The organism is Rhodococcus sp. NPDC019647, from assembly GCF_044389235.1.
GTDB lineage: Bacteria > Actinomycetota > Actinomycetes > Mycobacteriales > Mycobacteriaceae > Rhodococcus_F > Rhodococcus_F oxybenzonivorans.
Map to the genome: position 1 here is coordinate 241,471 of NZ_JBIRXS010000006.1, position 14,209 is coordinate 255,679.

12 protein-coding genes are annotated in these 14,209 nt (G+C 63.4%); 8 read left to right on the plus strand and 4 right to left on the minus strand.

Annotated features, from left to right (window positions below; all coding sequences use genetic code 11):
• Positions 1–63: 63 nt before the first annotated feature.
• Entirely contained in the window at positions 64–1,122 is a 1,059-nt protein-coding gene (locus tag ACH49N_RS15315; RefSeq protein ID WP_358273026.1) for an alpha/beta hydrolase, read from the minus strand.
• Positions 1,123–1,663: 541 nt separating this feature from the next.
• Between ACH49N_RS15315 and ACH49N_RS15320 the strand changes: the two genes are divergently transcribed.
• Positions 1,664–3,475: a zinc ribbon domain-containing protein gene (locus tag ACH49N_RS15320; RefSeq protein WP_358273024.1), complete on the plus strand. Its 1,812-nt coding sequence runs from the start codon at positions 1,664–1,666 to the stop codon at positions 3,473–3,475.
• A 25-nt stretch (positions 3,476–3,500) separates the two neighbouring features.
• Here ACH49N_RS15320 and ACH49N_RS15325 read toward each other — a convergent pair whose 3' ends face one another.
• Positions 3,501–3,923, minus strand: coding sequence for an MFS transporter (locus tag ACH49N_RS15325; protein WP_397504649.1), 423 nt, complete (start codon positions 3,921–3,923; stop codon positions 3,501–3,503).
• A 171-nt stretch (positions 3,924–4,094) separates the two neighbouring features.
• On the opposite strand from ACH49N_RS15325, the gene ACH49N_RS15330 reads away from it, so the two are divergent.
• From ACH49N_RS15330 to ACH49N_RS15340, 3 genes are all read left to right on the plus strand, one after another.
• Positions 4,095–5,021 carry a helix-turn-helix transcriptional regulator gene (locus tag ACH49N_RS15330; protein WP_358273023.1) on the plus strand — a complete coding sequence of 309 codons (927 nt, stop codon included), beginning with the start codon at positions 4,095–4,097 and terminating at the stop codon, positions 5,019–5,021.
• Between the two features lie 32 nt (positions 5,022–5,053).
• Positions 5,054–5,740: a DNA alkylation repair protein gene (locus tag ACH49N_RS15335; protein ID WP_358273021.1), complete on the plus strand. Its 687-nt coding sequence runs from the start codon at positions 5,054–5,056 to the stop codon at positions 5,738–5,740.
• A gap of 143 nt (positions 5,741–5,883) precedes the next feature.
• Positions 5,884–6,822 (plus strand): alpha/beta hydrolase, encoded by a 939-nt coding sequence (locus ACH49N_RS15340; protein ID WP_358273019.1) that lies wholly within the window; start codon positions 5,884–5,886, stop codon positions 6,820–6,822.
• A gap of 69 nt (positions 6,823–6,891) precedes the next feature.
• Here the strand turns inward: ACH49N_RS15340 and ACH49N_RS15345 are convergent, their stop codons facing one another.
• A complete protein-coding gene (locus ACH49N_RS15345; protein ID WP_358273017.1) occupies positions 6,892–7,542 on the minus strand; it encodes a Dabb family protein in 651 nt (216 codons plus the stop codon).
• Positions 7,535–7,882, minus strand: a complete 348-nt coding sequence (locus ACH49N_RS15350; RefSeq protein ID WP_250770088.1) for a hypothetical protein — start codon at positions 7,880–7,882, stop codon at positions 7,535–7,537. The genes ACH49N_RS15345 and ACH49N_RS15350 overlap by 8 nt, the downstream gene beginning before the upstream one ends.
• Before the next feature lie 278 nt (positions 7,883–8,160).
• Here ACH49N_RS15350 and ACH49N_RS15355 point away from each other — a divergent pair, with 278 nt between their 5' ends.
• From ACH49N_RS15355 to ACH49N_RS15370, 4 genes are all read left to right on the plus strand, one after another.
• Entirely contained in the window at positions 8,161–8,445 is a 285-nt protein-coding gene (locus ACH49N_RS15355) for a YciI family protein (RefSeq protein ID WP_358273015.1), read from the plus strand.
• An 801-nt stretch (positions 8,446–9,246) separates the two neighbouring features.
• Positions 9,247–10,719, plus strand: a complete 1,473-nt coding sequence (locus tag ACH49N_RS15360) for an aldehyde dehydrogenase family protein (protein WP_358273013.1) — start codon at positions 9,247–9,249, stop codon at positions 10,717–10,719.
• Positions 10,720–10,835: 116 nt separating this feature from the next.
• Positions 10,836–12,452, plus strand: coding sequence for an NAD(P)/FAD-dependent oxidoreductase (locus ACH49N_RS15365; RefSeq protein ID WP_358273012.1), 1,617 nt, complete (start codon positions 10,836–10,838; stop codon positions 12,450–12,452).
• A 46-nt stretch (positions 12,453–12,498) separates the two neighbouring features.
• Complete coding sequence (locus ACH49N_RS15370) at positions 12,499–13,404, plus strand: alpha/beta hydrolase (protein WP_358273010.1); 906 nt, start codon at positions 12,499–12,501, stop codon at positions 13,402–13,404.
• Positions 13,405–14,209 lie beyond the last annotated feature (805 nt).

The following is a 14,209-nucleotide window of genomic DNA, read 5'->3' on the forward strand; positions in this document are numbered from 1 at the left end:
GTCGGGACTTCTGTTCCGGGTCATAGGTGTCCTCACCGGGGCTCGGGAACTGCTCACATGCCGTTAGGCGAGGTTCTGGGTGTAGAACTCGGTCAGCTTGTCGAACGGAATCAAATCAGTGCGGTCGTAGAGGTCGACGTGACCGGCGCCTGGCACGATCACCAGTTCCTTGCGGTTACCGGCGAGGCGATAGGCCTCTTCACTGAACTCGCGGGAGTGGGCGTTTTCACCGGTGACGAACAGCATCGGGCGGGGCGAGATGGTCTCGATGTCGTTGAAGGGGTAGAAGTTCATGAACTTCGCGTTGCTCGACAACGTCGGGTGCGTGGTCAGGTCCGGGGTGGTGCCTTCGGGGGTGAATGCTCCGCGCTGGGTGCGGTAGAAGTCGTAGAACTCGCGTTCGATGGGGGTCGCTGCTTGGGCGAGCATTGCCTGGCGCTGCTCGGGGGTGACAGAGTGGCCCAGCCCGTTGCGGTTGGCGGCGCCCATGTCGTACATGCTGACGGTGGCGACGGCTTTGATACGGGGGTCGATCTTGGCGGCGGAAATGACGAAACTGCCGCTGCCGCAGATGCCGAGTGCGCCGATACGTTCGGGATCGACGCTGTTCTGGGTGCGCAGGAAGTCCACGCCGGCGGAGAAGGTTTCGGTGTAGAGGTCGGGGGCGACGGCGTTGCGGGGTTCACCCGCGCTGCCGCCCCAGTACGCCAGGTCCAGGGCGAGCGTGACGAAGCCTTGTTCGGCCATTTTGGTGGCGTAGAGGTTGGCGCTTTGCTCTTTGACCGCGCCCATGGGGTGGCCGACGACCATCGCGGCTGCGCGGGTGCCGGGGGCGAGGTTCTTGGGGACGAACAGGTTGCCGGAGACGTCCATCTTGTACTGGTTCTTGAAGATCACCGGCTGCATGGTGACCTGGTCACTGGTGTAGAAGTTGTCGGCACCGTGGGACAGGTCCCCGGAGGCCAGGTTCGCGACCGGCGAGGCGGGTGCTGCGGCGGAGGTGGTCGAGTCGGCAGCCGAGCAGGCCGAGGCGGCCAGGACGGCGAGCGTGGCGATGCCGGCGCCGGCGATTCTGGTCCAGCGACGATGGCCTCGGTGCGGGCTGATCGTGGTGGTGTTCATTTCTGTTCTCCTGGGTTGGCGTGTGTGAATGAGTCGGCCTTCAATGTCTTCACGGAGTCACCGATTTCCTCCACGCATACTGGTGGTCTTCTTCTGTCGTTGGGCGGTCAGGCGGCGGTGATGGTGAGGGTGGCGTTGCCGGCGGCGTCGGTGATGGTGTCGAGTCCGGTGTCGATCTCACCGATCCTCACGATCCCGGGATCGGGACACCGTGAAGTGGCCTTTGGCGGCGTCGTCGAGTATCCGGTCCAAACCGGCCCGCGTTTCCCTCAAACCAGAACCGCGATCCTTATAGGTGCGGGTGGTGTTGCGGGTTCGGTCGGCCCACCTGCGGACTCCCTCCGAGGCTAAATGTCGGTGGTCGGGGTTACGGTCGAGGTCCTGCGGGAGCATGGCGACACATCGCTGGTGGAGGAGTTGATGGTTGACTTCATGGCGTTGCTCGCCTCGTTTTCGGGCCGGTTCTACCGGCTGCGGTCGAAGCAGAATCAACGCCGACTTCTCGGGCGATGCGGCAGCGAGGTTGGAGGAGGGATAGCCGATGACTGTTGCCGGGTTCACTGTGCCGCGTCAGTTTTCGTTCACCACCCGCCCGTACGCGGCGGTCGACGACGCTACCGGCGCCCCGATCGGGCTCGATACCATCGATGTTCGTGTCCGGTGGCTGCTGAACCTGATTTCGTGTGCCGAGTCTGAGTTGGTGTCACGGTTGTGGCACCCGGCCACCTTCGATGCCCTTACCGCCGGACGTGACAGTTCGGGCCGCAAGCTCCCGGTGCAGGGGCATGTCGCTGCGGCGCGTCTGGGCTGGAACCCGTCCTATCCCCCCGGTGTGTACGTGCCCTCGCGGGTGACCCGGGTGGTCACCTCCCAGGTTGTCGGCACGCTGCGTACCTTGGCGTACCGGGATACCGCCATCTGTTCGCTGTCGGCCAGGTTCGACCCGGCTACCGGCCGACTGGCGCCGCCCACCACGGCCGGTGAGTATGTGCCGTCGGGTTTCGCGCGCGGTGTGGTACGGCAACTCGCAGCGCGCTCGCGCAGCACTGGAAGCGGGGGTGGTCCCACCACTTGCTTGCGGATCACCGACGTGCAGGGACCGCCACAGACGTCGGTGATGGCCAGGCTTTCCGCTGCCGATCGCCAACTCTCGCAGATCACCGTCGCAGACGGTGTCATGGTGTTGACGGTCAAACTGCCCACCACCACATCCCCGACAGATCGGGCGCAGTGGGAGCGGGTCCGCCTGATCGCCGCGATCCCACCGCACCTGCACACCAGAGCGATCACGGATTGGCATCTGCCGACTCTCGTCCTCGACCACCGAGGTGTGCTGCTGCGCTGCGCTGCCACCGAATCTATTCCAGCGCCCGATCTGACGTCGGGATCGACGGCGGTGGGGGTGGATTGGTCACCGTCCACCCTCGGTGCCGCTGCGATTGTCACCGAACGCCCCGACGGGTTGGTCTCGGACTACCGGGGCTTCACCTACGACGACCGGGGCCTGGGGATCAAGCTGGCCCGCCTGCAAGCGGAAGGCCAACACCTGCACCGCAAGGCCGCACGCCTGATGCAGCTCGCCGCGACCGCCCCACCACAGGTGCGCACCGAACTTGAAGACAAGATCGCGGTCCTCGACGCCCACCGCGTCGCGGTCGGTGTCAAACGGGGAAAGATCAACCGGGAACTAGCCTTCCACTTCGCCCGTCACATCGTCGACTACGCCGCCACGGCGGGCGCAACGGTGATCGGGGTGGAAGACCTCACCACCCTCGAAACCCGAGGACATGGCCGGGTGAACAACAATCGGGCCGCGCAGTCCGCCCGCCGCAAAGCCGTCGACGCTCTCGCGCACACCGCCGCGGGGGTCGGTGTGACGGTGGTGTCCGTACCGGCCCGCGGAACGTCGGCGCTGTGCCCGGGCTGCAACGACACACTCTCCCGCCCGGGCGGCTATCACCGGGCGTGGTGTGCACGGTGCAAGGTCGGCGGCAATCGTGATCACGTGGCGGGGGTGAACCTCGCCAAACGTGCACTACTGGGGCGCCGCGCAGCAGTCCGCAAACGCGGACAGAACCCACAGATCCGGATCGCCGAACATGCGCCGGTCCGGCAGTGCCGTGACAAGAAAAGTCCTACCCCGAGCCGTCCGCGTCATCGCCGGGTCCGCCGCAGTGTTCCCACCGCGACACCCGAGGCGGGGGTGAATCAGATAAGAATTGTTCCTGCACCTCGAGCGTCGGTGTGGGACACGGTCAAACCCGCCACACCGCACGGTGTTACGGGTAGCCGTGACGTACCTACATCTCCGGCATCGGCCACGTCAGTGGCAGATAGTATGAGATTTAAGTAGACGCTGAGCCCACCCGACATCACCCTCACGCGCTGGCTCCTGGCCCGGCGACCGCGGCCGCCACCACCGCACCGGTCGCCCAGAATGCGCCGGTGGCCAGCGCTGTCACTACCCGCGAGGCGGTCACCACGGCAAATGATTCGCTCATCGCGGCCACCACATGCCCGGCCGCGAACACTGCCAGCGCACCGACCAGGGTGACCCGTGCGGGCAACCGCAGCGTGGCCACCGCCATCACCGGTGGCCCGACGATCATGCCGACCGCGAACGCAGTGACCAGCAATCCGGCCTGTGCGATATCCACACCCAGATCCGCGGCGACGTCGGGCAGAAGTCCGGCGACCATGAACTCGGTGGTGCCCATCAGGAAGATCCCGGCCGCCAACACGTACACGAGGACAGGCAGCCTAGTGTTCGGCTTCATTCGGATTGCCGGCTGCGCGGTCATGTCACCTCGTTGTCTCGAGAACGTGCGGGAAGGTCGGAGCATCTGTGCGCTCCGGCCTCCATGCAACGCCGCACACGGCCGCTGTGGGAGGCGAAGATGAGAGGGGTGCCGGCGACACCCCTCTCGCAAGAACCTGGCAGCCACGGGCACGGGGGTCGTAGCCTCGCTTCTATGGAGTCCACCGAACGAGCGGCCGAGATCGGCCAGTTTCTGGCGTCACGGCGGGCCAAGATCACCCCCGACCAGGTAGGACTGCCGGTGTACGACGCTGCCAAACGCCGTGTTCCCGGTCTGCGTCGCCAGGAGGTCGCCACCCTGGCCGGGCTCTCGGTCGATTACTACACCCAGATCGAACGCGGCAAAGTTACCGGCGTCTCCGAATCCATGCTCGACGCGATAGCCCGCGCTCTCAATCTCGACGACGCCGAACGCTCGCACCTGCTCGACCTGCACCGTGCCGTCACTACCGGACCACAGCGGAGCAGGCCCCGCCGCACCAAAACCATCCGGCCGATGGTGCAGAGGCTGTGTGACAACTACCTCGGACCCGCGTTCGTGCGCAACGCCCGCCACGATCTCGTCTGCGGGAACCAATTGGCGTATGCGTTCTACAGCCCGCTGTACCCGGACCCACTACATCCCGACCCCAGTCAGCCGGTCAACTTCGTGCGGTTCTGCTTCCTCGACCCCCGCGCACGCGAGTTCTACCCCGACTGGGAGCTGATGGCCGACAGCTCGGTCAACCTGTTGCGCACCGACGCCGGCCGCGACCCCTATGATCGCAGCATTTCCGACCTGGTCGGCGAACTATCCACCCGCAGCGAAGAGTTCCGGGTTCGTTGGGCCAAACACAATGTGCGCCTGCACTACACCGGAACGAAATCTTTTCACCATCCCGTCGTCGGCGACATCACCATCGGCTACGAAACGATGCCGTTGCCCGCCGACCCCGGTCTGGTGCTGACCCTCTACAGTCCCGAACCCGGCAGTCCGTCGGCCGACGCCATGACCCTGCTCGCCAACTGGGCCGCCACCAACCTCGGCAACACCACAGCCGTCGATACTCCAGGTCAGCAACGTGTCGACCCCTCGTCGTAGGCTATCTCCCACGCGACGGACAGGAGAGAGACGTGGCTCAGACGACGGCGAACCCCACAACGGTGGCCGAGGTGTTGGCCGAGCTGGCAGAGCTCGAAGACCCGAGGGCCCGCGAGGTGAACGCCAAGCACGGTGACGACCACGGCGTGAACCTCGGCAAGCTGCGCGCACTTGCCAAGCGGCTCAAGATCCAGCAGGAACTTGCCCGCGAGCTCTGGGACACCGATGACAGCGCGGCGAGACTGCTGGCGATCCTGATCTGCCGCCCGAAGGCGTTAGAGCGTGACGAATTGGATGCAATGCTGCGTCAGGCGCGCACACCCAAGGTGCACGACTGGCTCGTCAACTACGTCGTGAAGAAGAACCCGCACGCCGAGGAGCTACGCCTGACCTGGTTCGCCGATCCGGATCCGGTGGTCGCCAGTGCCGGGTGGGCGTTGACCACCGATCGCGTGGCGAAGAAACCCGAGGGCCTCGACCTCACAGGACTGCTCGACATCATCGAAGCGCAGATGAAGGATGCCCCGGATCGCCTGCAGTGGGCGATGAATCACTGTTTGGCGCAAATCGGAATCGAGCATGCCGAGCACCGCGCCCGCGCCATCGACATCGGCGAGCGGCTGCACGTGCTCGAGGATTACCCGACGCCCCGGAACTGCACCTCACCCTTCGCGCCGGTCTGGATCACCGAGATGGTGAACCGACAACAGAACAAGTAAGCGACGAGCAATGACATGAAGATTCGCGAAGCAGAACCGGTGGGCTGATGGGCGACCGCTGATCGGGAATCCTGGTTCCGGCTCATCCGGCGGCGCGCCTACCGTGACCGCAGGAACGTGCCGACCGACCAGGAGACCACACCATGGCAGTTCGACCCACCCTGCATCCCGAAGTTGCAGCGATGCTCGCCACCCTGAATGCCGGGTTTCCGGACATTACGGCTGTGCCGCCCACCGAACTGCGGAAGTTGATCCGCGACCGGCGGGCGCCCTTGCAGCAACTGCCGGACATGCGTGAGGTCACCGATCTCACGATCGAGACTGCCGACGGCAACCTCGCGCTACGGATTTTCCGGCCGCATTGTGACGATCCGGAACTGCCTGTGGTGGTGTTCGCCCACGGTGGCGGGTTCGTGTTCTGTGACCTCGACAGTCACGACGAACTGTGCCGTTCCATGGCGCAAGGTGCCGGCGTGGTCGTGGTGTCGGTCGACTACCGCCTGGCTCCCGAGCATGCCGGCCCGTCCGCGCACGACGACGTTTACGCCGCCCTGGAGTGGACCTCGAAGAACGCCGCCGAATACGGCGGTGACCCCACCCGGATCGCACTGGCGGGCGACAGCGCCGGAGGTAACCTCGCCGCGACGGTCGCTATTGCGGCCCGCGACCGGGGTGGCCCGGCCGTCGCCGCGCAGGTGCTGCTGTATCCGGTGATCGACGACGACTTCGACACCGAGTCGTACCGCCTCTACGGGACCGGGTACTACAACACCACCGAGGCGATGAAGTGGTACTGGCAGCAGTATGCGCCGAACGGGACCGACGATGTGCGGCTGGTTCCCACCCGGGCGGAGACACTGGCCGGTCTGCCGCCGGCGGTGGTGATTACCGCCGAACTCGATCCGCCGTGCTCATCGGGTGACGCGTACGCGGCGCGCCTTACCGCGGACGGTGTCCGAGTCCGGCACCACCGGTTCGACGGACTCTTCCACGGATTCCTGACCTTCCCTTCGCTCTCGCTCACCGCGCCGGCGCGCGAACAGATCTGGGAAATGATGCGCGACGTACTCGGTAACGCATAGCACCCGCGCTACCTGTGGTGTGGTCGGCCGGTCACCGGTCCGGCCGCACCACAGCGCTTTTCGGGGGAGCTACCGGTCGGGGATGACGAGGTCGTCGAGTTCGCAGAAGGTATGGCACACCCGGTCTCGGATGATGATGTCGGTGCACTCGGGGTCGAACCACCGGTCCACGACGCTCCAGTGGATCGGATGATTCAGGTATTGACCCGTCACGGCACCATGGTCGGTGAACTCCTGCTCGAACACGTGCGTCCACCGCTGCGGGCCCACGGCCGCGTCGACTCTGCTGAGCTGCCACGCCGTGATCGACGAAATATGTTCGGGCATCCGGAGTAGTTCCCGCTCGAACCGCTGGATGACGGAGTCCGGGGTACCCGACTCCACACGGAGCAGCAGTGCGCGGTACAGGCGGCTCGAATGCTGTCCGGGCCCCCGACCGCCGAGTCCGGGGGCGTACTCGACCCCGTCGACTCGGTCGGCAATCGGCTGGGAGAGAGCGGAGTCGATGTCGTCCGCGCGGTTCCGCCAGGCGGCGGTGTCGGCGAGCTGCAGGTGCACGATCAGGTCGCCGCCGTTGATGACTCCCGGCAAAGTCGGGGCGATGAGTATCCGTTCCACGCCGGCGGTAAGGATGGTTCGACGCGCATTGTTCGCGTACTCTTCCCGCGCAGTGGCATCGGCTGCCTCGGTGAAGTGGACGACCCTTGTGACGTTATACATCGCACACACCGTCGACGTCCTCGGCCGCTGCCGCCATGGAACGGGTTCGGTCGAGGATCATCGGGTCCATCCGCGACCACCACCGGCCGAGTTCCGGGTCGGGGCGGCCCCGCCGGGTCATGTCCCACCAGGCGTCGACCCCGTCGACCACCCACGTGATCGTGATGGTGTTGGGCTCGTCCGCCCACCAGATCGGGGGGCTGACGAGAATTCGATCCAGGGTCATTCCGCGTGTCCGTCCCCCCGGTACGTACTCGGTGACGTACGCGTCGACGAACTCCCGGGCACGTCCGGGTTTTGTGACCACACGATCGACCACGTATACCTTCTCGTCTACCATGGCCTGAACGTAACGGCACTCGAGCCGCTGGAGCAGAGGGTCTCCCTCTTGGCGGGAGAGGTGCGGCTCCGGTGAGACCGGCGCGAACGTCATCGAGGGCATCGTCGGACGGTTGCGACACGCTGGTCAGATCCGATTCCGTTTCATGCCTCCACTCTTGGAGCAATCAGTGTCGCGAAATAGGACACGAGTCACCTAACCCGTACTTCTACCCTTTTCGAGTGTGCAGTTCATGCGCATATTCGGAGCCGTTTCATTCCCCCGTTTGAGGAGCAACCATGGCCTTGTTCGCTGTGATCTGGTCGTATACCACCGATGCGTCGGTCAAAGAGGCTGCGCATGCCGAACATCTAGTTTTCGTCAAGGATGCCGCTGCCCGAGGCGTGCTGCAGGAGGCCGGCGCCTGGGTCGACGGCGCCGGAGCCTTACTGGTATTCAAAGCGGACAGCGAAGACGCCTTGCGTTCTCTGCTCGCGGAGGATCCTTACGTCACGCAGGGCGTCGTCGTAGGAGAGCGCATCTACGAATGGAATCCAGTCATAGGCCCTCTCGTCGGCGTCTAACGGCGAATGCGGCAGACCTCAGTCCCTAGTGGCTCGCTGTTGAAGTTACTTGGCGGTTTGCCGCGGTAAGTACTTGGTCGGCGGTGTTGGTTCAGACGAACGGGCTTGCCGTTCTCTTATTCTGAACCCCACCTCCGCCAGGTGCCTTCCTAGCGATTTGCGTGGCCCGGCAACCTTGCCGGTGGCGATACGGGAATGAAGTCTTCTTTCTCCTATGAAAATGCATTAGTTCCAGCCACAGTCGTGGCTGCCAGCCCACGTGCCCCTTCTCGCCGAACAATGGCGTCGAGGACCGGGAGTGACGGTTCATACCTGCTCTCGAGCGCTGGGTTTCGAAGTCCTTGAAGGCAAGTCGGATTGGCTCGCATCTGTCCGGGAGAATGCTGCACAGGTCGCGCATCTTCCCGCTGCATGCATTCCCGACATTTCTTATATACGTAAAAAATTCCCCTATTGTGTTTTCAGAGGCCGGGTGTCATGCTTTCCCTACAGCGTGTTCCAAGTCACTCGAGTGGTCATTGCTGAATCGTTTTGTGAGGTGTCCGAGGGCTTTTGGCAGCCCACTGGCTATCGCCACAAAAGAGTGGTTTCCTAATCACTTCGACTCCGCCGCTCGATTGCACTGAGACCGGAACGTCCGATATCGACACGCCCGCGGTGACAGCACGCACTACAAGATTGCCGAGAAGATTTTCATACCGGCACACCCGCCGCTTTGCGCGTGCGGGTGACAAGACACAACACCTCCGCGCCGAGGGCGAATCCAACAACCTCTGCGCCTACACAGATCGGGGAACAAAGATGTCCGTGAACTTGGACAGCCCAACGTTGCCGTCGTCGATCGCTGACGGGACCACGTTGTATATCGCGGGTCGATGGAGCACCGCCACCGACACTTTCGAGCGCCTAGATCCTTCCGATCTCCGCCGGGTGACGGGAATCTACGCTTCAGCGACTCCCGGCAATGTCGACGCTGCGTACGCGGCCGCAGGCGGTGCTCAACCAGCGTGGTCCGAGACGACAGCAATCGAGCGATCGAACTATCTTCGTTCTGCCGCTGACCTTCTGGAAAGCCGCGTTCACGAAGCTGCCCTCACAATCACCGCAGACATGGGGAAGGCGATCCGTGACGCACGCGCCGAGGTCCTGCGCAGTGTCGCCATCCTCCGCTACTACGCCGGTGAGATACTGCAACCCAGTGGAGAGACATACCCCAGTGCCGACTCACACACGATGCTGATGACGGTAGAGGAGCCGCTCGGTGTCGTCTGTGTAGTCACACCGTGGAACTTCCCTTTCGCGCTTCCGGCGTGGAAGATTGCGGCGGCAATAGGTTTCGGGAACGCCGTTGTGTGGAAGCCCGCCGAACCGGCCTGCGGATCCGCAGTGTTCCTGACGAGGATTCTCGCAGAAGCCGGGTTGCCCGCGGGGGTCGTCAATCTGGTGACAGGCAGTGGTAGAAAGCTCTCGGCGGCACTCACCGGGAACCCGCGACTCGCAGCCTTGACCTTCACCGGTTCGGGTGCAGTGGGGTCGCGACTCCGTCAGGCCGTCGCCGATCGCAACATCAAGGTCCAGCTCGAGCTGGGCGGCAAGAACCCGTCCATTGTTCTCGCCGACGCCGATGTCGAGGATGCAGCGCTACAGATCGTGAAGAGCGCGATGCTCCACACGGGACAGCGCTGCACCGCGACGAGCCGGGTTTACGTCGACCGCGCCGTCGCTCCCAGACTACGAGAACTGCTGGTGAAGCACGCTGACGCGCTCGTCGTCGGTAATCCGTACGACGCGGCCACCGATATCGGCCCACTAGCCTCGGTGGAGCAACGTGACACGGTGGCCGGCTACCTGAAACTCGCCCGCGACGAGAACGTCCAGTTTCTCACGAGGCGGGAGTTCGATTCCGACACTTGCTATATCGCACCGACCATCCTGACCGGAGTGTCGGAGAAGAGCAGGCTCGTCCGGGAGGAGATCTTCGGACCAGTCGTGACCGTGCAGGAAGTTGATGGTTTCGACGATGCGCTGAAGGCCGCGAACGACACGGACTACGGCCTGTCCTCTGGAGTGTTCACCAGAGACATCGCGACCGCGATGACCTTCATCCGGCGCACACAATCGGGGTTGGTGCACATCAATCGCGAGACCAGCAGTGTCGAGCCACATGTGCCGTTCGGTGGGCTCAAGAGCTCGAGCAGCATGAGCCGAGAACAGGGGAAGGCCGCACGTACCTTCTTCACAACCACCAAGACCGCGTATGTCCGCTGGACCTAGAAGCCACGCAGGACTGGATTCCCATAAGTCAGCTCAACACAGTCTGCGCCGTAGAGCGCAATCAACAAACCCCAGCATCAAACCCCAGCAACACTCGGTAACAAGAGGAGACAACAATGAGCACTACCGCACCAGCCGTGACCGAGGTACTCGACGTCCTCGTCGTAGGAGCAGGATTCGCCGGGTTGTACCAGCTCGAGAATCTGCGGAGTCGAGGGTACTCGGTGAAAGTAGTCGAGGCGGGTGAGGACCTGGGCGGAATCTGGCACTGGAACCGCTACCCGGGTGCCCGAGTGGACAGCGAAGGTCCCATCTACCAGTTCACGCGCCCCGACCTATGGGATGACTTCGGGTTCTCCGAGCTCTACCCCGGAGGTGACGAACTGCGCCGCTACTTCAAGTACGTCGACGCGAAGCTCGACCTGAGCAAGGACATTTACTACAACACCCGGGTCGCGTCCGCCGAGTTCGACGAGACGGCGAACACCTGGACCGTGACCGCGGAGAACGGAAACGTTTTCGTCTGTCAGTACTTCGTTTTGTGCACCGGATTCGCGGCAAAGCCGATCTTCCCGAAGCTCCCGGGAATGGACAGCTTCGCAGGGATCAACCACCACACCGGTCTGTGGCCCGAAGGCGGAATCGATTTCGCAGGAAAGCGAGTCGCCATCATCGGTACCGGCGCCAGTGGCGTGCAGGTCGCTCAGGAGGCGTCGAAGGAAGCCGCACAGCTGACCGTCTTCCAGCGCACCCCCGTTCAGGCGCTCCCAATGCGCCAGCGTCAGCTCTCCGACGAGGACAACTCGAGGATCAAGTCCGATCTGGCGGACAGATTCAGTCGTCGTCCGGCGTCATTCTCCGGCTTCGACTTCGACTTCATTCCCAAGTCAGCCCTCGAGGTGAGCGACGAAGAGCGAAACGCCACTTATGAGCGACTGTGGGAGCACGGTTTCGAGTTCTGGCTCGGAACGTACCAAGACGTCTTCGTCGACGATGCTGCAAACGACACGGCCTACGAGTTCTGGCGTGACCGGACGCGTGCCCGGATCAAGGACCCGGTGATCGCCGAGAAGCTGGCGCCGATGAAGAAGGCGTACCCCTTCGGCGTGAAGCGCCCCTCGCTCGAGCAGACGTACTACGACATCTTCAACCAGGACAACGTGCGTCTCGTCGATCTGCACGAGGACCCGATCGAGACGATCACGCGCACCGGGCTGAAGACCGCTTCGGAAGAGCACGAGTTCGACATCATCGTTTATGCAACGGGCTTCGACGCCGTCACCGGTGGCCTGACCGCCATCGACATTCGCGGCACCGACGGTACTTTGCTCCGGGACAAGTGGTCGAACGGTGTACGGGCAAACCTTGGGGTCGCGACGGCAGGATTCCCCAACCTGCTGTTCCTCTACGGACCACTCAGCCCGTCGGGCTTCTGTAACGGGCCCAGCTGCGCCGAGATCCAAGGTGACCTCGTCATCAACACCATCGACTACATGCGGGACAACGGATTGAGCCGTATCGAATCCGAGGCGGATGCGGATGCTGCCTGGTCCGATCACGTCGCCGAACTGACGGCCGAGGCGCTCTACGACAAAGCCGACTCCTGGTACATGGGTGCCAACGTCCCGGGTAAGCCCCGGCAGTTGCTGAACTACCCCGGTGGTCTTCCCCTCTACCTGGCCAAGTGGGACGAGACCGTGTGTGCGGGATACAAGGGCTTCGCGCTTTCCTGAACAGTCAAATCTCCCTCCCTCGAGTAGTGATGAAAGTGAGCAACACATGTCCGTGAGCAAAGAATCCCTGTTCCTCAACGACCTGTACGCGTCGTGGCTTACCCGGTCCGAAGGAATGGACCTCGCCAGTCAGCGAGATATGTTCGAAGAGTGGCATCTTCCGACCATCGAGCCTACCGATGTCACCTATGAGGAAGTGACAGCCAACGGTGTGCCGGCAATGTGGGCCAAGCCTCTGGGGGCCGCCGAAGACCGCGTAATCGTCTTTACCCACGGTGGCGGTTTCGCGACGGGTTCACGCTTCTCACACCGCAAGCTTGCAGCACACCTGGCTAAATTGGCGGGTGTTCGCGCCCTGATCGTGGACTTCCGGCTCGCGCCGGAGCACAAGCACCCAGCCCAACTCGAAGATTGCATGGCCGTCCACAAGTGGCTCCGCACGCAGGGTTACAAGGCGGAGTACACGGCGAGCGTCGGCGACTCGGCGGGCGCCAATCTCGCGATCTCGACAACGTTCGAGCTCGCGGGTCTGGACCTTCCCACTCCTGCTGCCGTCGTCGCGCTTTCACCATGGCTCGATATGGAGATCAAGGGGATGACGGTCGAATCGAACGACGCAGTCGACGTTTTGGCCAAGAGGGCGGTTCTGGAAACGATGCGGGGAATGTTTCTCTCCGAACCCGCAGATGCAACGGACCCGCGGGCGAACCCGCTGCTCAGCGACTACACCGACTTCCCTCCGGTGTACGTATCTGTCGGCGGCTATGAGACGCTTCTCGACGACTCACGTCGGTTGGCCGAATTGATCGAGAAGGTGAGCGGCGAGGTGGTGCTGGACGTGGTCGATGAGCAACAGCACGTATTCCACTTCAATGCGGGTCGGGCACCCGAGGCGGATCAAGCGCTGAGCCGGATCGCCCAGTGGCTGCGTCCCAAGTTGGGCCTCGCCTGAATCTCAAATCCGCAGCGTGCGTATGAAGGCGCAGGTTCTCCCCGGTAAGGGGTGAAGGTGTTCGCGGCGGCGGTCTATACCGGTCTAACCCGGTTTAGGCCGCCGCCGAGTTCGTGCCGGTCGGGTACCAGTCGAAGGATCGATCGCAGTAAAGGTTGGGGAAATACACTCATGGATCGTCCAGTCCGCGTTCAAGGCGACGGGTTCATCGAGACAAACGGCCCTGCCATCGGTGCTGGATGCGACCTCGCCCCCCAGGTGCGACTCCGCGTTGCCGGTGAAAGGGAGCTTCGTGAAGTGGAAACATCCCGGGTGCCGGTGGCACGTGGCTGCTCGACGAAGCCCGCGCTCCTGGCCGGGCGGCAGAGATGATCGTGAGGGGGGACCGTGTCGGCGCGGTCGAGGCACTCGAGTGGGGACTGTGCCATGCAGGCAGTGGTTCAGCAGACGACAGGTCACACGGAAGTCAGCAGACGACACCGTCATCGAAGAGCGAACTGCCGCCTTCACTGACGAGTGACGTGCCCGAGAAACGAATAACTCCGTGGATGTGAATGGACACTTCCACGGAGTGTTTTCTTCTCCCAGTCGTCGGCCAATCCGAGTTCCGAGCGCCACGCAAGGGCGGGATGGGTGAAGTTGGCGTGTCCCCGGTGACCGGGGCCACCCTGTTTCAGAGTCTTGTTGTCCGTGAACTGGGCGGATAGGACGACAGGGAACATGGCTGGACGGAAGCGAAACTTCGCAGAGGACATCGTGCGCAAGCTGTGCCGTGCCGACGAGCTCACTGCTGCAGGTAAGACGC

Coding starts and splice junctions, on each gene's coding strand:
- ACH49N_RS15325 (WP_397504649.1), bottom strand. CDS start 3,923: ATGACCGCGCAGCCGGCAATCCGAATGAAGCCGAACACTAGGCTGCCT.
- ACH49N_RS15315 (WP_358273026.1), bottom strand. CDS start 1,122: ATGAACACCACCACGATCAGCCCGCACCGAGGCCATCGTCGCTGGACC.
- ACH49N_RS15345 (WP_358273017.1), bottom strand. CDS start 7,542: ATGTATAACGTCACAAGGGTCGTCCACTTCACCGAGGCAGCCGATGCC.
- ACH49N_RS15370 (WP_358273010.1), top strand. CDS start 12,499: ATGTCCGTGAGCAAAGAATCCCTGTTCCTCAACGACCTGTACGCGTCG.
- ACH49N_RS15320 (WP_358273024.1), top strand. CDS start 1,664: ATGACTGTTGCCGGGTTCACTGTGCCGCGTCAGTTTTCGTTCACCACC.
- ACH49N_RS15360 (WP_358273013.1), top strand. CDS start 9,247: ATGTCCGTGAACTTGGACAGCCCAACGTTGCCGTCGTCGATCGCTGAC.
- ACH49N_RS15355 (WP_358273015.1), top strand. CDS start 8,161: ATGGCCTTGTTCGCTGTGATCTGGTCGTATACCACCGATGCGTCGGTC.
- ACH49N_RS15365 (WP_358273012.1), top strand. CDS start 10,836: ATGAGCACTACCGCACCAGCCGTGACCGAGGTACTCGACGTCCTCGTC.
- ACH49N_RS15330 (WP_358273023.1), top strand. CDS start 4,095: ATGGAGTCCACCGAACGAGCGGCCGAGATCGGCCAGTTTCTGGCGTCA.
- ACH49N_RS15340 (WP_358273019.1), top strand. CDS start 5,884: ATGGCAGTTCGACCCACCCTGCATCCCGAAGTTGCAGCGATGCTCGCC.
- ACH49N_RS15350 (WP_250770088.1), bottom strand. CDS start 7,882: ATGGTAGACGAGAAGGTATACGTGGTCGATCGTGTGGTCACAAAACCC.